We start from the raw sequence: 22,635 nt of genomic DNA, 5'->3' as shown, positions 1-22,635 counted from the left end.
CCCCGCCCATGCTATGCTGGCCGACATGGGCAAACCTTTCCGCCTGGACGATTCCGATCCGAAGTCCCGGCTCCAGCGCCTTTCTCCGCCCCAAGCGGAGGCTTTGGAATCCGTCCTGCGGTCCCTGGGTAAAGCCTGGGACGGTCCCTCGGGGGCGGCTTTCCTTTTGCCCCTTGCCGAAGCCGGCTTTCCGGCGGCTCTCATGGGCCGCTTGGCGGAAAAGCTCCCGCCGGGATGGCCGCTCGATCATCGCGAGCTGTATTTCGATTTCCGCCTCGATCGCTGGATACGCCATCTCGAACCTCCGACCCTCGCCGAGTGCCTGGACGAATACGTGCGAACAGCGCCTAACCCGGGGGAGGGATTGGAGTACGCGAAGAAGGAATGGGAGGCGTTCCTCGCGAGATGGCGGAAGGCCACGAGCGAAGATGGGATATAAAAGGATCCTTCAGAAAGGCACTTGCCAGGAAACCGCCAATCCGCCATCGGGCGAAGGCGCGACGGCGAATTTGGCGGGCGCGTCGAAATCGGATAGAGCCGCATCCACCATCCCGTCCAGGACCCCGTAAACGTAGAACAGGGCCATGCCCCAATAATATTGGTTACGCCGCTTGCGGTACAAGGTCCTATCCTTCTCCATGTCCGTCAGGGTTTCCGAACCCGCGGGCTGCTCGCTGCGCGCGATGGCGATGCGGCGATTGAAAAGGTCCACCATTTCCTGCCGCGACCAGGCGGAAACCGTGCTGGCCCCCAGCGTCATCCAAAGCATGCCGAACTTGCCGTAACGATGATTGTAGAGTTGGCCGCCACCGGGGAAGAGCATTCCCCAAGCCATGGCCCGGCGCACCGAACGGGGCTCGGTATCGCGATGCTGGCTACGCCAGGCGATCTCCCCCGCATCCAGGATTCCGTAAGCGTGCAGCCCGATGGCCCAGGCGAATTCGGAATTGGCCAGGTCCTGTTGCTGCGCGGCCAGGCGCACGCGATCCCGGGCGAAGGCGATTTGCTTCCGGCGCTGGCCTTCCAAGGCCGCGACGCTGTCGGGCTCCAGGCTTTGCCGTAGGAACAACAGATCGGCCTGGTCCAAGGCATCGTTGGCCTGATTGCGCCAATGCGGGATATCCACCAGGTTCGAATAAATCGAAAGGCCGGCCAACAAGGTTTCCATTCCGATCAGGAAGCCGCCCCGCACGGGATGGTTTCCGTAAATCTGCCCGGCACCGGGAACCAGGGCCGACAAGATCATGATTTTGCCGTAGGGGAGAGGATGGTCCGGCCCTCCCCAATCCTTTAAAGGCAGGGAGTCGATTTCCGGGATGCCGCTATGGGTTTGCGCCTCCGCCGGACGCGCGCAGATGGACGCGAGGGCGATCCCGAGGGCCGCAAGTGCGGGTAAGGTTCTGAGCAATGCCTTGGACCACATCGGCTTGGGAAGCAAAGGTAGCAACTTCGCGTGACGCGATATCGCCTTCGTCGGGATGGGCCGCACGCCGGCGTCCGCATCTGGGCCACTTCCTGTCCCCGGCGGTAGGGTATATTTCTTCCATGCGAATCGGCGTAATCAATATCGGGGACGAACTGCTCGGCGGCAAGATCCTGAATACCAATCAATTCGATCTTTCCCGCATCGTGTCGCCCTTGGGCCATGCCGTGGCCTTCTCGCTGGTCGTCGCGGACGATGAAGAGGATATCGGCCGCGCCTTGGACTTGGCCTCTGGGCGGCATGCCCCTTCGCCCGCGGATCTCTTGATCCTCACCGGCGGCCTGGGGCCGACACGCGATGATCTCACCCGGCAGGCGGTGGCGGCGTGGTTGGGCAAGCCCTTGCGCGAAAGCGCCGAAGCCCTGGCCTGGCTGGAGGAGTTCCTCGGGGGGATGGCCGCTTTCGTGGGCCGCCCGAAACCGATGCTGTCCGATGGGCAGCGTAACCAGGCTTTCGTCCCGGACGGAACGCGCCCGTTACGTAACCCCGCGGGTACGGCCTGCGGCTTCGCCTTCGAAGTCAACGGCATTCCGGCTTATTCCTTCCCGGGAGTTCCCGCCGAGCTGGACGCCATGTTCCGTCTCCATGTGCTTCCCGGCCTTACCGGGGATTCGATCCTGCTCGAAAAAAAGGCCTGGACCTGGGCTTGGTCCGAAGGCGCGCAGCGCGAAGCTTTCGCTTCCCTCGCTTGGCCTGCGGGTTTCCGCTTCTCGAGTCTACCCCAAGAGCGGGGCGTGCACTTGGGTCTCTCCGTCCTATGCTCTCCTGCGGAGCGGGAACAACGCGCCGCCGAGCTCGATGCGGCTTGGGCCTCCATGCTGGCGGCCATTCCGCGGGAATCCCTGGTGGATGCGGGAGGCCTCAGCCTTCCCGAGGCCGTGGTGTCCGCCCTCAAGGCCAAGGGAGCCACGGTGTCCGTAGCCGAATCCTGCACCGGCGGGGGACTGGGTTTCTTGATTACGGAAACTTCGGGCAGTTCCGAGGTTTTCCGGCAGGGCTATCTCACCTATTCCAATCAAGCCAAGACCGACTTGCTCGGGGTCGATCCCGCCATCTTGGCCGCCCATGGCGCGGTCTCGGAGGCGACCGCCCTCGCCATGGCCCGTGGCTGTCGGGAGCGGTCCGGCGCCGATTTCGCGGCCGCGGTCACCGGCGTGGCCGGGCCCACCGGAGGTACCCCGGAGAAGTCTGTGGGAACCGTTTGGATCGCCGTCGCCTCCAAGGAGCGGGCCCATGCCCGCCTGGTGAAGCTGCGTGGCGACCGGAATTCCATCCGCTGGCGCTCGGCTTATTGGGCGCTCAATCAACTCCGGCTCTTGATCTCAGGACAACTGGTATGAGCATCACGTCTACCCAAAAATGCCCTTGCACGTATGTGCAGTATATTCTAAAATATTCCCCAAAGGCCACCTGCGCCTTTTCCACCTCCCTTCCAGAAGGAGTTCATGATGTCCAGTAAAAAATCCTCTCCCCCCGTTTCCGAAGAAACCGCCAACAAGAAGCGGGCTTTGGACGCTGCCGTGGCCCAAATCGAGAAGAACCACGGCAAGGGTTCAATTATGACCTTGGGTAGCCAGGAGACCATGGATATCCCGACCATTAGCACTGGCTGCATCCAGCTGGATATGTGCCTTGGGATAGGCGGGCTACCTAAGGGGCGCGTCGTCGAGATTTTTGGACCGGAATCCTCGGGCAAGACCACCCTCACCCTGCACGCTATTGCGGAAGCTCAACGTGCCGGCGGCGTGGCGGCCTTCATCGATGCCGAGCATGCCTTCGACGCGCAATACGCCCGTAAACTGGGCGTGGATATCGATAACCTGTTGGTCTCCCAGCCCGATACCGGCGAGCAGGCCCTCGACATTTGCGAAACCTTGGTCCGTAGCGGAGCCATCGATCTGATCGTGGTTGATTCGGTGGCGGCCTTGGTGCCGGCGGCCGAAATCAACGGCGAAATGGGCGATTCCCATATGGGGCTTCAGGCCCGCCTCATGTCCCAAGCCCTTCGCAAGCTCACCGGCATCCTGAACCGCTCCCATTGCTGCCTTATCTTCATCAACCAATTGCGCATGAAAATCGGCGTGATGTTCGGCAATCCGGAGACCACCACCGGCGGTAACGCCTTGAAGTTCTACGCCTCGGTGCGCCTGGATATCCGCAAGATCGCTTCCCTCAAGGAAGGGGAAGAGGTGATCGGCAGCCGTACCAAGGTGAAGGTGGTGAAGAACAAGGTGGCCGCGCCCTTCAAGCAATGCGAATTCGACATCCTTTACGGCACCGGTATCTCCCGCGAGGGCAGCCTTCTGGATTTGGCCACGGAGATGGAGATCGTGCAGAAGAGCGGGACTTGGTTCTCCTACGGGAAGGAACGCATCGGTCAAGGCCGCGAGAAGGCCAGGGATTTTCTCAAGGAAAACCGGGCCATGGCCGAGGAGATCGAACTCAAGATCCGGCAGACTTTGGCCGCGGGCCAGGCGGATACGAAGGCCGGCAAGGGCCTATCCAGCAATCCCGCCGACGAGTCCTGGGACAATATCGAGGTTACGGCCCAGGGTGAGTGAGATTCAGGAAAGGAAGGCCATGGAAAGATGGCCTTCCTCACTCCTCAGCCGGCTTGGAGAGGCTCGGAAATTCGGCCGCGCGCAAGGATACATTCGATCAAGCGCTTACATGCCGCCCGTCACTTGGAGTTAAAGCCCGTAGATAGCGGATCTGCGGGCTTTTTTGCGACCGGGATAGCGGTTTCTGATGGGTGCCGAATTATATAATTTAGGGAACGGCGACCCGGTTTACCCGAGATTTGGAATTTCGCATGCTGCCAATCCGCTATTTAAAAGTCTTTATCCTATTCGTCTCTATCACAGGGACCGGCTCGGCCTTCGCGGAGCCGGCCGGAACGAGCCAGGATGAAATCGCACGTCCCCTTCTGACTCAGGCTTTGGAAAACCAATTCCATGGCCGGTATCAGGCCACGGTGGAAATGGTTCATGACGATTTCACTTCGGGCAAGGATTCCTTGGCAGGCTACGCCGAGTTCGCCGACGATTTGGGTGAGCGCAAGCTTTGTCTTACCGGGGCGCGCAAGGCGTTCGAATACAAGAGCCTGAATTTCGGCAAGGAACAGTGGATCACGGACGAAGAAACGCATCGCGTGCGGCGCATCGCCAACCGGCAATGGAAGAAGGGCGTGTTCGGCACCTTGCTCACCTATGAAGACATGCTCAAGTTGCCGGCGGATTTCTTCTTGGAATTTTCCGCCTGCAAAAGCCTACGTATCACCGATTCCACCTATCAAATCAGCATAGTGCTGAAGCCTCTGTACCAATCGTTTTACAGCCGCTTGGATGTGGAATTATCCAAGAGCCCGGTGTTGGTCAAGAGCTTGGTTTTCTACGGGACCCACGGGGAACGTTTGAAGACCATGGCGGTGAAAGCCTACCAGGAGCTAGACGGGAAATGGCTGGCGACCGATCTGGGATTGGCGGACAACGACTCCTTGTCCAGCCTCAGGATGTGCTTCAAGAATTTTTCCTTCTCCGAGCCGCCGCAGGCCCGCAAAGAGCACGCGCGCCTGAGTCTTTTGGAGAAGCACCCTCTTGTTCTTCCTCCGGGCACCGAAGGTTCTCCCGAAACGGAATCCGCCGACGAGGGATCGAGCGAGGCCCGGAATTAGGATCCAAATACGGAATTGCCGCTAGCGATCAAATCTTAAGCACGTGGATGTTCCACTGCCAATCCGCGATGATCACCCACGACTTCACGAAATTCCCCGAAGGGATTTGATCGTGGAGGGTCCAATATCCCAGGCTTAAATCGAGTCCGCGGCGCTGGAAACGGGAATTCTGTCCCAGGCGGATTCCGGTAATCCCGCCCGATACCAGATTCTTTTTGAGTTTGGATGTTTCCGTGGCCCAGTATTGATCCCTCAAGGCTAGCCCCACGAAAGACATTTTGTGGAATACGGAATGGGGCCGAAGATCGAAAGTGGTCTGGGCCATGGCGTAGTTCACGCGGTCGCGTATGGACAGCAGCAAACCGTCCCCGTATTCGTACACGTAGTCCTTGCCCTTCGCGTCCATGTCCCATAGAGTGCGCGATCCCGAGAGATAGAATTGCGCCAGTCCCATATCCAACGTGAAGTTGGCATGGTAGGTGAAAATATCCGCGCCGCCCAATTCTTGGCGCCTAGAAAGGATCTCATCGGGACGATAAAGCCTTTTGTCCGGCAAGCCGTTCGGGCTGGCGAATGAAACCATGGAGTTGTGGAACATCATGCGGTTATAGCTGAGCCCGAGTTCCAGGTACCGCAGGGGCTTCAGATTGAAGGTGGTGCCGACGTCCGAGGTGAAGGGGGAAACGTTGAGGTTTCCGTCGGTTTCGAAGTATGTTTCGCTGAAAAGGCCGCTATTCCCCTGCGCAATGGGTTCGATCCAGCCGACCTGGAAATGATAGAAGCCGTTGGTGAGGATGTAATCATAGCCAGCCGGACTTCCCGTGATGCTGATCTGGTTCATGAAGAAGGGCCCGAACAAAAGGGGCTTAACGGTATCGGCGGGCGCTTTCCTGATGCCGGCCGCGGCCAGGGCCAGGATGAGGAAGATGCGGGAAATTCTGGGAAGGAGGACGGGCAACTTCGGCAACTCCTCGCGAGGCGTATCTTGAAAATCTAGAATATTCCCCTTGGGCCCGTGATCGGGAAGGAGGCCTTCGGGCCGCGGGTTCTCTTCTTATATTTTCCCGGAAGCCTTTTCAGATATATCGCAGGGAGGAATCGCATGAGCATCGACCCAGCCGGCCCCAAGGGAAAGCAACGGGAAGGCGCCGAGTCGCGTCCGGGCCACAGGCCCCGCCGGTTGCCGCTTTGGGCGGGCGCTGGTCTACTCGTTTCGGCGGTGGTTTTCAGCCTTATCCTGGACGCCTGCGCCACTGGCTATACCCGTCCGCTGGTTTCCCGCGGATTGCCGGCCGAGGAACGCAAGGACTACATCATCCAGAACGGGTTCGGCATACCGGAAAATGTTAAGCAGGCCTTCCTCGACGGGTACGTGGAGGTGGGCATGGCCCGTGAGATGGTTTTCCAGCTCTATGGCGCGCCGGACCGCACCACCGGCGGCGACACAAACTGGGAATACGTGAATAGCAAAGGCAATCTCATCACGGGTATCACCTTCAAGGGCGACAAAGTCGAAAAGGTGTACGGAGATCCGCGCGGCGGAAGCCCTGCCGGGAATGCCGGGAACCCGACCCCCAATTAATCCCATGGCCTCTTCGGATTCCGGCCCGTCGGCTTCGAGCGAAGCGGATTGGGACCGGGTGCATGCCGATTTCCCGATCAACCGCAATCTCATTTGGCTGAACAATTGCGGCACCACGCCGGTTGGCGATCCGATCCGGCGCGCGGTCGGAGCTTGGCTTGAGGAGTACGGTCTCAGGGGCGGGGAAGCCAAGGGTTGGTCCTACGTTGGCGTCCGGGCTTCCATCCAAAGGCGCATCGAGTCCTTGCTGGGCGCGCGGCCGGGAGAAATCGCCTTAATCCACCATACCTCGGAAGGGATGAATTTCATTTCCCATGGCCTGTCCTTGGATCCCGGGGACGAAATTCTGCTCCTGGAGAACGAGTATCCCAGTAACGTTTACCCTTGGGAGCATTGGGCGGAAAAAGGCGTTCGCTTACGAACCATTCCCATGGCCGAAACGCCCGCTGCCTTCCTCGCCGGCTTCCGGGATGCGCTCGGGCCCCGCGTCCGTGTGGTGGCCCTCTCCGCGGTCCATTGGTGCACGGGGATGCCCTTGCCTCTGGCGGAAATGGGCGCGCTCTGCGCGGAGCGGGGCGCTGCCTTCGTAGTGGATGGCTCCCAAGGCGCCGGTTTGCTGAAGCTGGACGTGAAGGCGGCGCGTATCCGGTACATGGCGTTCTCGGGATGGAAATGGCTGCTAGGCCCGCTGGGCCTAGGCGTAATGTACGTGGATGGCGATCATCTGGAATCCCTGCGGCCGGTTTTCAAAGGCACCGAATCGGTTCCGGGCGACCAGGAGTATCTTCCTTATAAGCATGGCTGGAAACCTACGGCGGACCGGTTTACGCTTTCCACGGGAAGCATGACCGACTGGGTGTACTTCGATGCCAGCCTCGCTTATCTCGAGGGGCTAGGCTTTGCCCGGGTCCAGGAACGCATCCGCGCCTTGTCCCGGCGGCTTTCCGAGGGCTTACGGGAAATCGGGTACGGCATCCATTCCGACGCCTATCCCGATGCGGCCGCTGGCATCGTAAGCGCGATCCGGCCGGGTCAAGACGCGATCGCCGCGGTGAAGACGCTCAAAGGCCGGGGAATTATCGCGGCAGCGCGCTTGGGACGCATCCGCCTGTCGCCCCACGTGTACCTTTCCGAGCGACAGATCGATGCGGTGGTAGCCGCCATGTCCGATTTTGAGGCTTGAAGTAACGATGCCGCCGGCCCTAAAGACCGGGAAGGTGGAACGCGAAGCCGAGGCCCTGGCCGCCTGGTTCTCCGCGGGCCAACGCGATTTGCCTTGGCGCCAACCCTTTTCCGCACCGGAAGCCCTTTCCGAATCGGGCGGCGGGCCGCGGCGTGATCCTTATCGGGTCTGGATCGCCGAGATCATGTTGCAGCAAACCCAGGTCGCTACGGTTGTACCCTACTTCGAACGCTGGATGGCGCGGTTCCCGGACGTGGCCGCGCTGGCCGCCGCGGCCGAGGCGGACGTGTTGGAAGCCTGGGCGGGGCTGGGGTATTACTCGCGCGCCCGTAACATCCTGGTTACTGCGCGGGAGCTCGCTTCGCGCGGAGGGGTTTTTCCGGATTCCCGCGAAGGGTTGATGGCGTTGAAAGGCATCGGCGAATACACCGCGGGGGCCATCGCCAGCCTGGCCTTCGATCGCCCCGAACCCATCCTGGACGGGAACCTGGTCCGCGTGTTCAGCCGCCTGTACGGTATGGCCTTCTTGCCCGATTCCAAGGCGAACCGTGCCGCCTATTGGGACAAGGCCCGTGAATGGGCCGAGGCCCACCGGCCTGGATTGGTCAATGAAGGGTTGATGGAGCTGGGGGCTTTGATCTGTACCCCCCGCAATCCCGCCTGCGACGATTGCCCTTTGGCCGCGGGTTGCGTGGCCCGCAAGGAGGGGACCCAGGCGGCCTTGCCTCCAGTCAAGGAAGGTAAAGCCCGGGTAGACGTGGAGGGCTACGCGGTCGCCGCCTATCGGAACGCGGGGAAGGGCCGCGAAGTCCTGCTTTACACGGCGGGCAAGTCCGAACGCTTGGCGGGCCTGGTCAACTTCCCGTTCTTCGCGGTTCCGGATTGGACGGGCCTGAGGGAAGCATGGAAGGCGGCATTACCCGGCCTGGCGGGCGCCCACCTAAAGCCCCGTCCCGCCACCGTGTCCCATGGCATCACCCATTACCGCTATCGCGTTCGCGTGGCGGAGGCAAGCGTAGAGGCGCGGAAAGCCGCGAGCATCCTCCCGGAAGGCTATGCCTGGGTCGCGGAGGAAGACTTGGGCCGGTTGCTGGTTAGTTCTTTACCGCGGAAGATTTGGCGCTCGCTGGGGGATCTCGTCAGCCCTCATCGATGAAGTGCTGCGCTCATCGCTGAGGGGCCGGCGACGGAATCGGTAGGAACAACTTTTTTGGCCGCCAAGCTACAGCAACGGAATCCGATGGCGCGATTGGAGTAGTAGGGCAGGGCAGGCTTGCTTCCCAATTGCGTGTACGCGTAGAGATATTTGATCGCGAACTTTCCGTCTTCCTTATGGACCGTCCATTCGGAGTTCGAAGCCTCCCGCTGGAAGATTTTCGCCAAACCCGCCTGCGTCGTGTCCAGGAATTCGGTGGCGTCCAAGGTATCGTCGTAAACGCTGTCCTGCGCGGAGATAGGCAAGATCCTCTCGAACTTGACGACCGCGAGGGTCTTGGTCGTGAGTTTCGCCGAGGTGGGTTTTTTCCCACGGAAGGTGGAGTCCGGGCTAAAGCGTTGCGTGTCCACTTTCGTGGAGCCGCGATGGAATGCCAGGATGGCCGTATCTATGCGGGGCGCCGGGCGCAAGTCCGTAACGTCCGGGTCCAGGAAAACATCCTTCGGTGTAAAGCAGCGGTGCCCATCCAATCCCGTGCCGAAGATCACCACGAGCCTGGGCTTATCCTCGCTGAGGCAACTGTCCCGGTACACGGGCCGTACTTGTTCCGGGAAATCCCGATTGGAGCAGCGCGCCAGGTTTTGCACGGCCGATAATTGCAGGCGGTCGGGTTTCAGGTAATTGCCGCCGCGCAGGGAGTGCGGCGGGCGTTCTCCCGAGTCCGCGAAGACGGTGCCGTGATCCAGGCGCAAGGTGTCCCCAGATAAGCTATTGTAAGCGTTCGGGAAATACGTATCCCGCACCCACTCGGACAAATTGCCGGCCATGTCGTATACTCCTTCGGTGGTGAGGCAGATGGGATTGCGCAAGGAGAAATTGAAGGCCATATCCGAATCATTGGTGGCCTGATTGCAACTGGCCTGCAAAATGGAAGGATCATTGGTCTCGGATTGGATCCCGTGGCGCAGGGCCAAGGCCGAGTCGGCGGTGGGCCCTTCGCAAGCGCGTTCCCATTCCGCTTCGCTGCAAAGCTTGGTCGCGAATTCGGGACTGATGGCTTCGCAGATGGCTTCGGCTTGTTCGTAGGTCACGTTGGAGACGAAGCGTTGCCCGGTGGAGTCGCGATGCTCGTAGGGTTCGATGCAGTAGGGCGCCATGGCCGCGATGCGCGGGGGCGTTTCGTCCGAACCCGGGAAAGCGTTCGAACCCAGCTGGAATTTCCCGCGCGGCATAGGGATGAATCCCGGCGGACAAGTGAGTACGCTGTCGGTATCGGCGAAGGCGACCTTCGGGGTGGTAACGTTCATGGTATCGATCTGCGAAGGATAACCCGAACTGTCTTCGGCGAACAAGGTCATATGATAGGTCGCGCCCGGCGGTAGGAACCGGACCGGGATGCGGAACTGCGATCGCGTCGGGACCAAGGAATCCTGAACTATGGTGTCCATCCGGTCCAGGCTGGTGGTCCGCTCGCCGGGCGCCCGGACCATGGTGCGGGTCAGCCGGTAATCCATGATGTTCGCGTTGGGGTGATCGGCCTCCGTCAGGCCGCCGGGGCCGGCCACGGAATCCCGCGCGGCCAACCATGTAATGGTGAAACCGTTCAGCGAAAGGGAGTCGAAACCGAGCTTGGGCGTCGAAGGCTGGGTGGTATCGGTCGTGCGTATGGAGACCGGCGACATCGCGCTGTCATTGGAATTGCCCGCGCTATCGATGGCCCAAAGCTGCACGGTCAGGGTATCCTGCGGGAACATACCCTCGATCTCCACGTACATGCTGTCGGTGGCATCGGGATGCGTGTGTTTGGCCGAGCGATGGCCGTCCGGGAGTTTGAAGAGCATCTTGTCGGGGACGCCATTCTTGAGCTCCAGGCTATCCAGAACGGCCGCCGTACTATCCGAGCCGCCCATGCGATAGGATTTGAGCTTAGGCTGGAAGCTATTCAGGCGATTGGCGGTTATGCGTCCGTCCAAGCCCAACTCCAGGCGGTACCCCTTGATGACTCCCGTATCCAAGCCGGGGTCGAAGAAACTCACCCGATCGGTGGGCCGCTCCCAAGCGATGCGGAGACCGTGGGGCAGAGGCCGGATATCCGGACGGAACACGTCCGGAGCCTGACGATCCGTAGTGACGAAGTACGCGTACTGAGGCTGGCCTTGGGCTCCGCTCCCGCTATACACCGGGACCAGGGCGAAAACCAGTTTTCCCGTGCTGAGCTCCGCGCGGCCGTTGCTATCGAGCGCCACGATTCGATCCTGGCCCGGGAGCAAGGTATCGGGAAGGGTTTTGCGGTCGCTAGTGAAGACGAAAACCAGGCTGTCATTCACCGGAGAGCGGTGGACGATGACCGAGGCCAATTCGGGATGTTTCTGGACATCCGCCCACTTCTTGTCATCGGGGACGGTGTCGAAATAGATGCGGTAACCCTGGAAGTTCGCGGTATCTTCCGGCCGCAACCAGGTCAGCTTGTACTTATGCTCTTGTTTACAGGCAGCGGGGGTACCGACGGGGTTGGTTTGATCGCAGAAGGGATGATCGGAGGCCGTGGTATCGGCGCGGAATAGGCTAGGGCTGCGGAAGATGTCCAGATTTACTCCGCTGGGCTCGGAGGTGCAGCTCAATAGCAAGGCGCCCAAGCCGAACGAGGCAATGCATTTAAAGCCTAGGCGCATCGCCGAGTAAGATATAAAGAATGGGGATCCCGGAAAGCGGCAGCCATTCCGGAAAGGAATGAAAAAAGGCTTCCGGAAGGAAGCCTTTTCACGTAGAGATGTTTGGGGAGCCTGTGGATTAGGCCGCGGCGGCCGCTACGGCGACCGCAGGATAGACGCTGACCTTCTGGCGATCTTTCCCGTAGCGCTCGAACTTCACCTGGCCCTCGATCAGGGAGTAGATGGTGAAGTCCCTGCCGATGCCGACGTTATGGCCCGGATGCCAGCGGGTCCCCTTCTGGCGAAGGATGATGTTCCCGGGGATGACGGTTTCGCCGCCGAACTTTTTCACGCCACGGTACTTCGGATTGGAATCGCGGCCGTTACGAGTGCTGCCTAGACCTTTTTTATGTGCCATGTGATGTTTTCCCTTATCTTCCCTGGCTAATGCTTACTTGGCTTGGGCCGCGGCGATCTTTTGCGCGCGGGTTACCTTCGGTTGCTGGACCTTGCGCGCTTCGAGGGCCGTGATGCGGGCCCGGGCGCGGATCTTGGCCTTCTCATCGACGTTGGCCTTGGCGGAGCCGGATGCGATCCCGGTCACGAGAACTTCGGTGAACTGTTGGCGATGGCCGACGGTGCGGCGGTAGCGCTTCCGCTGCTTGCGCTTGAAGGAGATGACCTTGTCGGCCTTGCCCTGGTTGAGGACCTCAAGCGTTACGGCCGCGCCGGAAACGAGCGGAGCGCCGACCTGGATGGTGCCGCCGTCGGCGAAGAGGAGGACGTTGGACACGGTGACGACGTCGCCCACCTTGACGTCCATTTTGGGAAGCTTCAGGGTTTCCCCGACGGTGACTTTATGTTGGAATCCACCGCATTCGATGACAGAGTACATGGCAGTCCTTTATCTCTCTTCTGAATGAAACCGGCGCCGTACTGGCAGGGCCAATACGAACGGGCGCATTAATTTATCAAAACCGCTTGGAAATTCAAAGGTTCGAGGCCGGTATTCCGCAAATGCCGGATTCAGCGCGGAAGGCGGTCCTTGATTCCCTGTACCTTGGACTGGTAGGCGGGAAGCGAACCGTATTCGGAGAGGTAAGCATTGGCGGATTTGAGCAGCCTGACCCGGTTCTCCGGGGTTTTTTGGGCCTCGAAGGCGGCGGCATCCGCTTGCCAGAGGAGGTAGAGCGACTGTTCATGGAACAGGCCGGGATGCATGAATTCCGGCCGTGCGGATTGCAAGGCCGACAGCTCTCCGCGAGCCTCGGCCGAAGAGGGGTTGCGCAGCAAAATCACCTGGGATTTCAGCAGGCGGAGATCCGGCGATCCCGGATGCCTGGCCAACAAGGCGTTAATGTGCTCGAACGCGGAAGGATCCTCTTCGCGAACCAGGGTCTGAGCCTGCACGAATTCCTCCTTGGCGAATTCCCCGGAGGTTTCGGAGGAAGGGGCAACCTGCGGGACCTCGGGAGCGACGTCCCCCGGGGAGACCCGGCCCGCATTCGGGGTTAGGGTGGAATTCCCGCCAGGGCGGGCGGCCTTGGTTGCCGGGTTCGGGCGGGAGGAGGGTTTCGCGGAGGCCGGAGCGGGGCGGGAAGATTTATCCGGATGGGATGCCGCTTTCGCGGAGCCCAGGTTCTCCAGGATTTCGCGAGGCGCGGGAAGGGGGCGCGCGGCCGGCGCGGCGGGTGCTCGCGTGCCGGAGGCCGGAACCGCGGTGACGGGTTGGGCGGATGCGGGAAGGGGGGACGAGTGCGTGGATGGACCGGGTTCCGACTTGGCCCTTGCGAAAAGGTCGGAGTGCCTGGGGGCGAAGCGCCATGCGGCCCCCAGGGCGATCACCAATAATCCCGCGCCCAAGGCGAAGTAGGGCCAAGGCGAGCGCTTCTTCACCGGATAAGGCAGGGCGCGCAACATTTCGGAAGTGCGCTGCGGGACCACGGGCATGGACAGCGATCCCGTGGAGGCCGTTCCGCTCTTGGCCTTGGCGCCTTCCTCCGCGGGGGCCAGGGCTTCCGGATGGGCCATGCGCTTGCCCAATGCGATGAGAACGTCGTTAACAGATCTGCCTCCAGAGAGGGAATGGAAGACCTCTTCCATCTCGGGGCGCATGGCGGCCGCGTCCGGGTACTGGTATTCCTGCTCGGAAAGGGGGAGATTGAAATCGTTCCAGGCCAGGCATTTCCTCAAGACCCCGGAAGCATAGGGATGCGCGGAAGCGATGTCCAGGTGGCACTGGGTGTAGGCTTCGCGATCCAGGATCTTGACGATGATTTGCGGCGTCGTCTCGCCGTAGAACGGGAGCCGGCCCGTGAGCAGTTGGTAGTAGAGCACGCCGATGGCGTGGATGTCGTGCTGGGTCTCGCGGAAGTCCTTCCAGAACTCCTGGTGCAGCGCGCGCTCTTCCGGCGAGTTGGCCTTCTGCAGTCGCGCCTTCCCCATATAGGGAATGGTTCCGACCAGGTTCTGATCGACGGTGACGTTCTCGTTCAGGGCCGTTTTGGCCGTGCCGAAATCGATAAGCACCAGGCGCCCTTTCTCGTTCCCCTTCACGCCCAGGATCAGGTTCCCGGGGGAGATGTCCCGATGGGCCACGCCGAAGATCTCTCGATCGGGAAGATGCACGTTGGCGCGGTGGGCGTACTCCAGCGGATAGAGGGCCGAAAGGATCAGGGCCGATGCGGTGATGGGATCCATCAGGTCCTGCCAAGCGCACCCGAGGGCGACTTGGCGCTGCCCCACGGCATCGAGGATGGCGCGGAGGCTATAGCCCTGGATGTAATCCAGGATCATGTAGCGATGGCCGTGCTTGTCCCCCTGACCGCGCAGGGTCACGATCTGCGGATGCTTGAGGCGGCTGAGGATGAGGCCTTCCTCCAGGAAGGTCTTGAGGTGGCGGCGGCGCGTCGCTTCGTCCAGGCCCGAATCCTGGGAGACCTTGATGACGCGATGTTCTTGCAGCTCCCCGTCGAAGGCGAGATAGGAAAGGCCATAACCGCCGCGGCCGATCAGCTTTTCCACCACGCACTTCTCGAAGCGCACGCCGATCAGCTGGTCTTGGGCGATCAAGGTCCTTTCCATGCGGCCTCCGAACCCTGCCTTAATGCTCGTAGACTCCCGCGACGGTGCTGTCGCGGTATCCCTCGTCGAGGAAGGCGACTTTGTAGCGGTCCGCCAGGGTCTTGAGGTATTTCTTCAGGTCCTTACCCGCCTTGGCAGCCTTCTCGGTCACCAGGGCGCGGGCGATTTGGAGTTGGTAGCTCTCGAACTTCCCGTCGTTCCGTTCCGTCAGCACGACCAGGTGCCAGCCGAGCGGGGTGCGGAACACCGGCGACATCTGGCCGACTTTAAGGGCGGTGACTTGCTTCTTGAACTCCGGGTTGAAATCGCCAGGCAGGAAGCGTTGCAGATCGCCGCCATCCTTTTTCTCGGGGCCATCGGAAATCTCGCGCGCCTTCATCACGAAGCGGGTGAGGAGCGCATCGATACGCGCCGTATCCTTGGCCAGATCCGCCCGGATCAACTCCAGCTCGCTCTTCTTCTTCGCGGCCTCGCCGGCGCTGGTATTGGCGTCGACCATGAACAGGATTTGGCAGGCGCGCAGGGAATCGTTGATGGGGAAGGCCGATTTGTGGGCGGCGAAGAAATCCCGCATTTCCTTTTCGGAGGGCCGCTCCATCGGGCTCATCTGCGCGTTCAGCAACTTGTCCGCCTTGATCTGGCGGGCCATCTTCTCGCGCAAGCCCGCTTCGGTGTCCCCGGCCGAGCGTAAGGCCTGCTTATAGGCCTCATCGCTGGGGAAGTTGGCGCGGAAGGCTCTCGACAAGGAGTCGAGGGATTTCTGATCCGCGACCACGTTCAGGCGCTTGGCTTCCAGATCGAGCAAATCCTGCCCGATGAGGTTGGTGGCCACCATTTTAGCGATATATTCGCGCTCGCCACGCTGGGGCGCGGAACCATCCTGATGACGGGCGTTGATCATCAGATCGGCCAAGGTGTCGATTTGGCTCTTCGAGATCTTGTTGGGGCCGACGGTGATCACGATCGAAGCCGGGCCCTTCGCCGTTTTGGCAGCCTTCGCGCCGCCTTTGCGGGTCTTGGCCTTGGGGGGATTGGCGGAAGGGGAAGCGGGCGCGGCAGCCGGATCCACGGGGGCCGCATCCGTCGCAACAGGCGCGCTCACGGGCGCGGGCGCATCCTTGGAGGCGGGGGCGGCTTGCGGCGCAGGGGCGGCGGCGGTCGGGGTCGCGGCTGGGGGCGCATCGGCGGCGCCGACCCAGGCGCATGCCAAAAGGGCGGTAATGACGAAGCGGAGGAGGGAAACGGGCATGGACTCCTGTCCTGGTGAGAAAGTGGAAAATCGTGTTATTTAGGAATCAATTCGCCTTGAAAAATAGGAAAATGTCCGCGAAAGGGATCGAGGCAGCTTGGATTACGATCTGATCATCGTAGGGGGCGGTATCAATGGCGCTGCCTTGGCCCGCTTAGCCGCTTTCAACGGCCTGGCCACCGCTTTGTTCGAAGCCGGGGATTTCGGCCGGGGAGCGAGCACCAATACCTCGAAACTACTCCATGGCGGCCTGCGTTACCTCGAGACATACGATTTCGGCCTGGTGAAAGACGCGGTGCGCGAGCGCGCCGCCTTGCTCGGCCTGGCGCCCCACTTGGTGGAAGCCCGGCGCTTTTTCTTTCCCAGCACCCGCTTGGGCCGGCACGCCCGCCCCATCATCAAAGCGGGATTGGCCTTGTACGATTTGCTGGCCGCGGGGCGCCGCTTGGAAGCGCACCGCTGGGTGCCGCCCGCCGAGCTGAGACGCCTGGAGCCGGCCTTCCTGCCCGGGGAGGATTGCGGCGCCTACGCCTATACCGACTGCGTCATGGACGATGCCCGCCTGGTCATGGAAAACCTGGCGGACGCGGCGTCCTTGGGCGCCCGTATCAGCAACTACCAATCTTTCCAGGGGGCGGAACCCGCAGGTGACGGTCGCATGGAAGTGACGGTGTCCGACCGTTTGACGGGGAAGGAGATCGTCCACCGGGCCCGCCAGGTGGCCATCGTGGCCGGGCCCTGGACCGATCAGGTCATCGCTTCCGCCTTCCCGGGCAGCGCTCCCCAGGTGCGGTTGTCCCAAGGCATCCATCTGATCGCGGACGGGCTGCCCTCGCGCTCCTGCTTCATCCTGCCGGTGCCGGGATCCAAACGCTATTTCTTCGTCGTGCCATGGAAGGGGAAGCATCTGATTGGAACCACGGAGACCGAACTGGAGGAAATCCCCGCCGGGCCCGCCGTTCCGCGGGAAGCGGAGATCGGCGAATTGCTGCGGCTGGCGGCGACTTACTTCCCGGATTGGAAACCCGATATCATCTGCACCATCACCGGAATCCGCCCCTTGGCTCGTAGCGGGAAGGGTTCCACCGTGGGCCTGAGCCGCGAACACGAATTCCATACCTTGCGTGACAAGGTGTATTCTGGGGTCGGCGGGAAATACACGACCCATCGCAGCTTCGCCGATGCCTTCCTGAAGCACATCCTCGGTAAAAAGGCATCCATTAAGGACATCAAGCCGAGGCCACTTCCCGGGGCGTGGAAGGACACGCAAGAGCGCGATGCGGTGAGGCGCGGATTAATGGCCTATCCCTTCGCCGACGAGCCCGTGGCCGCGGCTTGGCTGCGCCGTTACGGCAAGCGGGCGCTGGAACTGGCCGAATTCGTATCCGGTGAAGCGGCGCGGCGCGAAAGGCTGCCGGGCCCCTACGGCCTGCTGACCGGAGAGCTGGCATGGGCCGCGGAGAAAGAGTGGGCCCGCACCTCCGAGGATTTCCTGCGTCGCCGCACCGACGCGTATTTCACCCGGGGCGGCGGGACCGAGTGCCTCGATCGGGTGGATGCCTTCTTCAGGACCCGCACTCCCGGAATTTCGGCCTTGGGGATCGAAGCGGATTATCCCGCTTTCCTGCGAGCTAACCGGCATACGGCGGCATCGGCGGGGGGCGGCGGAAAATGAGCGATTTCTGGAAGGTCGCGCATCGGGGACGGCACGACTCGCATTTGGAAAACACCTTGGAGGCGTTTCGCGCGGCCTACGCGGCGGGATGCGACATGGTCGAGTTCGACGTGCAACTGAGCCGGGACGGCGTGCCGGTGGTATTCCACGATGACGATTGCCATCGCCTGGCGGGCCGGGGCGAATCCGTCTTCGATCTGACTTGGGAAGAACTACAAAAGATGGCCCTACGCTGGAAGCCCGGGCGCGCCTCGTCCCCGGCTTACCGCATGCCCAGCTTGGAGCAGTTCCTCGCGGAGTTCGGCCGCAAGCCATTTTACCTGGAACTGAAAATCCCGAAGGCGGTCGAGAAGAACCAAGGCTATATCGAGACCTTGGCCGAGAAATGCGCCCGTATGGCGAAGGCGGCGGGCGCCCATCCCGATACCTTCATGGCCAGCTTCCATGGCGGCATCTTGCGCTTTATATCGAAGGAAAGGCTCTTCCCGATCCTGGGGGGCATCTTCGAGGATTATGCGCGCTTCCGCGAAGTCCATTCCGGCGAAGACGCCGAGACCGCGGTGGCCATCCGCCACTTCTCGGTATCCTGGGACATATTCCGCCGCTACATTCGCGAGCGCAGGGACGTGGCCGATCGGAACGCGCGCCAGGCCCCCGTGCGGCCTTCCCAAGTCGATCTGCTGACCCGCCAAGACCCGGATGTTCCCGATTCCGGGACCTTCCTCATCTGGGATATCCATGGGGAGAAGGAGTTCAAGGCGGCATTGTCGGCCGGGGTGCGCGGGCTGGTGGCGGATGACGTGGAACTGCTGATCAAAGCAGACCAGGAATCCTGGTCGTCTAAAACAGACTGAAGGATTCCCGGCGCAGATCGAGCAATTGCACTTGCCGGGAAGGAAGGATACGCAGGCTCCCGGCCTCCGCCAGGTAGGCGGTGACGTCTTCGCCATCGACCTGGCAGAACTCCCCGGTCCCGCCTTGGATTTCCACGCTGCGGGCCTGGTATAGGCGGACGCGGGGGCCCATCAGCTTGGCGAAACGCGGAATCAATCGCGTGACCCCTACCAACGAGGAGAACTTCCAGAGCCGATCGAAAACCGCGACCTCCAGGAGGCCGTCGTCGAAGCGGGCGGAAGGGAAGAGGCGCGCGCCGGCCGCGTAGGAATTGATATTTGCGATCACGCAGCAGATGCCGCCCGTGAGTTCGATACGCTGCTCACCGCCCTCCAGGCCCAGCACCAAGGTGCATCGTCCCGAGATGCGGCCGGTGGCCCGCGCCATGAAGGCCTTCATGTAATACAGCTTATTGAACAGCGAACCCTTGGGGATTTTGCCCGCCTTGCGGGCGACGTCGAAGTCGTGCAGCACGGCCGCATCCATCCCTAAGCTCACGTACGAGGCCATGGTGAGCCGCCCGTTGATGTCCCACAAATCGAAACGCGCGCATTGCGCCTTGAGCAACCGCTTCACGCATGCCAACAGGCCGCGCTCATTGTAGATGCGGAAGATGCCCAGGGCGCGGCCCAGATCGTTCCCGGTCCCGAGGGGGATGAGGCCGATCTCCGTGTCGCCCAGATCCCGGAGGCGCAGGCGGCTGAGCACGAAGCCGATGGTCCCGTCGCCGCCCACGGCGATGACCTTACGCGCCGACTCCAGCAGCCCGTCCGTCTGCTCTTCGAGACGCCCGGCCTCGGTCAACTCGGCTCGCCAGGCGCCCGGCGCGAAGCCGAAGGAAGCCATGATCTCGGGCAATTGATGGAAGACGCGCTTGCCGATGCCGCCGCCCGAGATGGGATTGATCAGGAAGGCGATGTCTACCTTGCCGACTGCGCCCCGGCGCCGGGGACCGCGCCCTCCCGCGGAAAGGAGGACGGATTCCGGTTCAATTGGCATTGAACCATCCCGACACGCGCAGCAAGAGGAAGTCCTTGAGGCGGGTGAAGTATTCGCGGAAGGGCATGTTACCGGATTGCGCGGCATCCTCGCTCACCACCAACCCGGCCGATTCGAATCCCATGGCTTGCGCGATGTACAGGGCCCTGGGAAGGTGGTAGTCCTGGCTCACGATCAGGATGCGGCGAAGCGGCGAGGCGCGCCGGAAATTGAGCAGGGTAACATAGGTGCTACGCCCCCTGTCGTCCACCATGATATCCTTTTCCGGAACGGCGTTGGCGCGCGCGAATTCCACCATAGCGGTGGTTTCGCTATACCCGTGGGGGATGGCGTGGCCGGAAAGGATCAGTTTGACGCCCTTGTGCAAGGCGAGGTAGCGCAGCGCCCCTTCCATGCGCTGGCGCAATACGGGCGAGAGCCTGCCTGATCGGTACACGCTGGCGCCCGGCACGATGACCGCATCTACCGCGGGAGCATCTTCGGCGGCCTGGAACGTGCGGCCCTTGCCTTTCACGACCACGTAGGCGTTGATGACCCAGGCGCCGACGATCAATAAGAGGGCGAAGACGCCGAGGGATTTCAACCAGGCCATGGTCGCGAATGCAGGTAAACGTCCTTCACGTTCACGTACTTGTGGGCCAGCTTTGCCAAGCCTGCGATCTCATCGGCGGAGAGTCCTCTGACGGGCTTGGCGGGGTTGCCCATGATCAAGGTGCCGGCCTGGTAGGCCTTTCCCTTGGGCAGCAGGCTGCCCGCCGCGATCAGGCAATCGTCCCCCACCACCGCGCCGTCCATGATGATGCTGCCCATCCCCACCAATACGCGATCGCCCACGGTGCAAGCATGGATGGTACAGCCATGGCCTACGGAAACATCCGCGCCCAAGGTCGTCCCGAGATCGCTGGCGACGTGGATGGTGGTATGGTCTTGGACGTTGCTGCGCGGGCCCACGCGGATGAAATTGATATCGGCCCGCAGCACGCATTGGAAAAAGATGGAGGCGTCTTCGCCTAATTCCACCCGGCCGATGACGTCGGCGCTGGGGGCGACGAAAACCCTGGGCCCTAAGGCCGGCTGGCTATCGCCGAATGCGTGTATCACAAGGCACCCCCACGGCGGCGGCGCGGCGGCGCCGGCGGATCACTTCACGTAGGAATAGGCGGGATACGAGATTATCGCCGTCTTTTCGAACCAATAGGCGATCTCGCGGGCGGCGCTGACGGCCGAGTCCGACGAGTGTACGATGTTTTCGCCGGTGTTCGGCGCGAAATCGTGGCGGATTGTGCCCGCGGAGGCATTGGCGGGATTGGTTGCGCCGTTGATGGTGCGTACCTTCTCCACGGCCTTCTCGCCCGACAGGGCCAGCAGAACGACCGGGCCCGAGGTCATGAAGCCAACCAGTTCCCCGAAGAATCCCCTCTCCTTGTGCTCGGCATAGAAGCCTTCGGCCTCGGCCTTGCTCAAGCTCTTGATCTGGATCGCCGAAACGGACAAGCGCGCCTTCTCGTAGCGGGAGATGATCTCCCCGATGATGCCGCCTTTAACGCCGTTGGGCTTGATAATGACGAGAGTGGATTCCATGATAGTCGATTTCCGTTTCTTTGGTTCGGCACCTAAGTTAATAACTCCCCGTGAATTTGGAAAATTGAGCCAGCCGGGGCCAACGCCAGCCGCATTGCCCGGGCATTACCGTCGAGCCCGAGGACGTTTCCAAATCCACTTGGGCAGTCTATATTATCCGAGCCGCCGAAGATCCGGGGCACGTGCGGATTTAGCTCAGTTGGTAGAGCTTTTGCTTCCCAAGCCTGGTTAACCGCCTTCCTCTTCATAGAAAACCCGAAGTAAGCCAATACGGCCCATGGTCATCCTATTCCCGCCGGTACTATTCCGGCACCTGGAAAGGTTCCATGGCTTCAATATTCAACCTCAACCGGATACGAGACCACAAGGCCGCGCCGTACATCGGAAAGGCCCTAGTCTATGGCATAGGAACCAAGGAGCCTAGTGCCCATGCAATCGCCTTACAGGCCCATGATTTTGTCTTTAACCTGTCCCTGACTGAGGGACAAAGAAGGGCCATTTCCCCCAAGTGGATGGGCCGGGTAATAAAGGCCATGCTACGAAGGGATAGAAGGCTTTGGAAGGACGTTCTAGCGGACCACCTATCCGAACTAGGAGGGGAAGCCCCAAAGCCAATCTTGGCCCCTGTACCAACCATACAGCCTAAGCCCGTCACAGTCCGGGAAACCATTGCCGAATACAACCGGACCCAAGCCCTTGATCACTATGCCCCGTACTTCCCGAGCTTCCTTGGAAACGAGGACCGGATAAAAGTCCTTCTAAGCCTCTTAGTGACCCGTGGAACGCTTATGGAAGGAAAGGGGGCCAAGGTTCCAATAAAGGCCCTAGCGGATCTCCTAGACCGCATTCCGGCCCATCAGCATCGAACGGTAAGAGTCAAGTTAGTCACGGTCCAAGCCCTACATCGGTTCGGGGATTTATGGGCCATGTATTGCCAAGTCCAGGGGATTGAGGCCCTAGGCCAATTCGACCACGGGAAAGGGTACATCGCTTGGAGGAAGCCACGGAAGCTAGGCGGGACAAAAGGGCAACCCAATACAAAATCTCTTCTCAATAAGGAGCTAACCTACTTCCGAAACGTGTGCCACTATGCAACTCGGAAAAGGTGGATAGGGTTTAATCCCATGGACGGGGTGACTCTCTCCAAGATGGAATCCCATGCCCCTACCTCTGGGCATCGGAACTATCCATTACCCTTGCCTCAAGTGCTGGCCCTCTTCGAATGCTTAAAGGACCGGGCACTTAGACCCGGAGGGAGCGAAGCGGCTAGGGCCAATTACCTAACGGCTATTTTCCTTTTGGCCACTGGTTGCAGGCCCAAGGAAGCTTCCCAATGGTCTGTAGTGGGTGACTTTATCCAATTCCACCATAGGAGTGTTTCGGGGGCAATAGGAGGCAAGACCAAAAATGCATTTCGCCGAATAC

At 61.2% G+C, this 22,635-nt stretch carries 20 protein-coding genes; 9 read left to right on the top strand and 11 right to left on the bottom strand.

Features of this window, described 5'->3' with window-relative positions:
• Nucleotides 1-25: 25 nt before the first annotated feature.
• A complete protein-coding gene (locus JF616_17185; protein ID MBW8889493.1) occupies nt 26-439 on the top strand; it encodes a hypothetical protein in 414 nt (137 codons plus the stop codon).
• A 9-nt stretch (nt 440-448) separates the two neighbouring features.
• Here JF616_17185 and JF616_17180 read toward each other — a convergent pair whose 3' ends face one another.
• On the bottom strand, nt 449-1,438 hold the full coding sequence (locus JF616_17180; GenBank protein ID MBW8889492.1) for a hypothetical protein: 990 nt from the start codon (nt 1,436-1,438) through the stop codon (nt 449-451).
• A 107-nt stretch (nt 1,439-1,545) separates the two neighbouring features.
• Here JF616_17180 and JF616_17175 point away from each other — a divergent pair, with 107 nt between their 5' ends.
• The 3 genes from JF616_17175 to JF616_17165 all read left to right on the top strand — a co-directional run bounded on the left by JF616_17175 (nt 1,546) and on the right by JF616_17165 (nt 5,156).
• Nucleotides 1,546-2,823: a nicotinamide-nucleotide amidohydrolase family protein gene (locus JF616_17175; protein MBW8889491.1), complete on the top strand. Its 1,278-nt coding sequence runs from the start codon at nt 1,546-1,548 to the stop codon at nt 2,821-2,823.
• A gap of 108 nt (nt 2,824-2,931) precedes the next feature.
• Nucleotides 2,932-4,044 (top strand): recombinase RecA, encoded by a 1,113-nt coding sequence (recA, locus tag JF616_17170; protein MBW8889490.1) that lies wholly within the window; start codon nt 2,932-2,934, stop codon nt 4,042-4,044.
• Between the two features lie 251 nt (nt 4,045-4,295).
• The gene (locus JF616_17165; GenBank protein MBW8889489.1) at nt 4,296-5,156 is read left to right on the top strand and encodes an outer membrane lipoprotein-sorting protein; all 861 of its coding nucleotides are present in this window, start codon (nt 4,296-4,298) and stop codon (nt 5,154-5,156) included.
• A 28-nt stretch (nt 5,157-5,184) separates the two neighbouring features.
• On the opposite strand, the gene JF616_17160 is transcribed toward JF616_17165, so the two are convergent.
• Nucleotides 5,185-6,114: a hypothetical protein gene (locus tag JF616_17160; GenBank protein MBW8889488.1), complete on the bottom strand. Its 930-nt coding sequence runs from the start codon at nt 6,112-6,114 to the stop codon at nt 5,185-5,187.
• Nucleotides 6,115-6,258: 144 nt separating this feature from the next.
• On the opposite strand from JF616_17160, the gene JF616_17155 reads away from it, so the two are divergent.
• From JF616_17155 to JF616_17145, 3 genes are read left to right on the top strand one after another with little or no spacing between them, the layout of a single operon-like run.
• Nucleotides 6,259-6,738 carry a hypothetical protein gene (locus JF616_17155; protein MBW8889487.1) on the top strand — a complete coding sequence of 160 codons (480 nt, stop codon included), beginning with the start codon at nt 6,259-6,261 and terminating at the stop codon, nt 6,736-6,738.
• Nucleotides 6,739-6,742: 4 nt separating this feature from the next.
• Complete coding sequence (locus tag JF616_17150; GenBank protein MBW8889486.1) at nt 6,743-7,921, top strand: aminotransferase class V-fold PLP-dependent enzyme; 1,179 nt, start codon at nt 6,743-6,745, stop codon at nt 7,919-7,921.
• Nucleotides 7,922-7,928: 7 nt separating this feature from the next.
• On the top strand, nt 7,929-9,077 hold the full coding sequence (locus JF616_17145) for an A/G-specific adenine glycosylase (protein ID MBW8889485.1): 1,149 nt from the start codon (nt 7,929-7,931) through the stop codon (nt 9,075-9,077).
• On the opposite strand, the gene JF616_17140 is transcribed toward JF616_17145, so the two are convergent.
• The 5 genes from JF616_17140 to JF616_17120 form a co-directional block, all read right to left on the bottom strand.
• Entirely contained in the window at nt 9,068-11,704 is a 2,637-nt protein-coding gene (locus tag JF616_17140; GenBank protein MBW8889484.1) for an SUMF1/EgtB/PvdO family nonheme iron enzyme, read from the bottom strand. The two genes, JF616_17145 and JF616_17140, sit on opposite strands and share 10 nt — an antisense overlap.
• A gap of 163 nt (nt 11,705-11,867) precedes the next feature.
• Complete coding sequence (rpmA, locus tag JF616_17135; GenBank protein ID MBW8889483.1) at nt 11,868-12,146, bottom strand: 50S ribosomal protein L27; 279 nt, start codon at nt 12,144-12,146, stop codon at nt 11,868-11,870.
• 33 nt (nt 12,147-12,179) lie between these two features.
• Nucleotides 12,180-12,623, bottom strand: a complete 444-nt coding sequence (gene rplU, locus JF616_17130; GenBank protein MBW8889482.1) for a 50S ribosomal protein L21 — start codon at nt 12,621-12,623, stop codon at nt 12,180-12,182.
• A 131-nt stretch (nt 12,624-12,754) separates the two neighbouring features.
• Entirely contained in the window at nt 12,755-14,812 is a 2,058-nt protein-coding gene (locus JF616_17125) for a protein kinase (protein MBW8889481.1), read from the bottom strand.
• Nucleotides 14,813-14,831: 19 nt separating this feature from the next.
• Nucleotides 14,832-16,061 carry a peptidylprolyl isomerase gene (locus JF616_17120; protein ID MBW8889480.1) on the bottom strand — a complete coding sequence of 410 codons (1,230 nt, stop codon included), beginning with the start codon at nt 16,059-16,061 and terminating at the stop codon, nt 14,832-14,834.
• A 97-nt stretch (nt 16,062-16,158) separates the two neighbouring features.
• Between JF616_17120 and JF616_17115 the strand changes: the two genes are divergently transcribed.
• Nucleotides 16,159-17,736: a glycerol-3-phosphate dehydrogenase/oxidase gene (locus JF616_17115; protein MBW8889479.1), complete on the top strand. Its 1,578-nt coding sequence runs from the start codon at nt 16,159-16,161 to the stop codon at nt 17,734-17,736.
• Complete coding sequence (locus JF616_17110) at nt 17,733-18,590, top strand: hypothetical protein (GenBank protein MBW8889478.1); 858 nt, start codon at nt 17,733-17,735, stop codon at nt 18,588-18,590. Before JF616_17115 ends, JF616_17110 begins: the two co-directional genes overlap by 4 nt.
• On the opposite strand, the gene JF616_17105 is transcribed toward JF616_17110, so the two are convergent.
• From JF616_17105 to ndk, 4 genes are read right to left on the bottom strand one after another with little or no spacing between them, the layout of a single operon-like run.
• Nucleotides 18,577-19,629 carry a hypothetical protein gene (locus JF616_17105; GenBank protein ID MBW8889477.1) on the bottom strand — a complete coding sequence of 351 codons (1,053 nt, stop codon included), beginning with the start codon at nt 19,627-19,629 and terminating at the stop codon, nt 18,577-18,579. The genes JF616_17110 and JF616_17105 overlap by 14 nt on opposite strands.
• Nucleotides 19,619-20,221 (bottom strand): YdcF family protein, encoded by a 603-nt coding sequence (locus JF616_17100; protein ID MBW8889476.1) that lies wholly within the window; start codon nt 20,219-20,221, stop codon nt 19,619-19,621. The genes JF616_17105 and JF616_17100 overlap by 11 nt, the downstream gene beginning before the upstream one ends.
• On the bottom strand, nt 20,209-20,730 hold the full coding sequence (locus JF616_17095; GenBank protein ID MBW8889475.1) for a gamma carbonic anhydrase family protein: 522 nt from the start codon (nt 20,728-20,730) through the stop codon (nt 20,209-20,211). Before JF616_17095 ends, JF616_17100 begins: the two co-directional genes overlap by 13 nt.
• A gap of 39 nt (nt 20,731-20,769) precedes the next feature.
• Nucleotides 20,770-21,210, bottom strand: coding sequence for a nucleoside-diphosphate kinase (gene ndk, locus JF616_17090; protein ID MBW8889474.1), 441 nt, complete (start codon nt 21,208-21,210; stop codon nt 20,770-20,772).
• Nucleotides 21,211-22,635 lie beyond the last annotated feature (1,425 nt).

Source organism: Fibrobacterota bacterium (assembly GCA_019509785.1).
Lineage (GTDB): Bacteria > Fibrobacterota > Fibrobacteria > UBA11236 > UBA11236 > Chersky-265.
The sequence above is the reverse complement of the archived record's forward strand: the minus strand, read 5'-3'. Positions and strand labels throughout refer to the sequence as shown.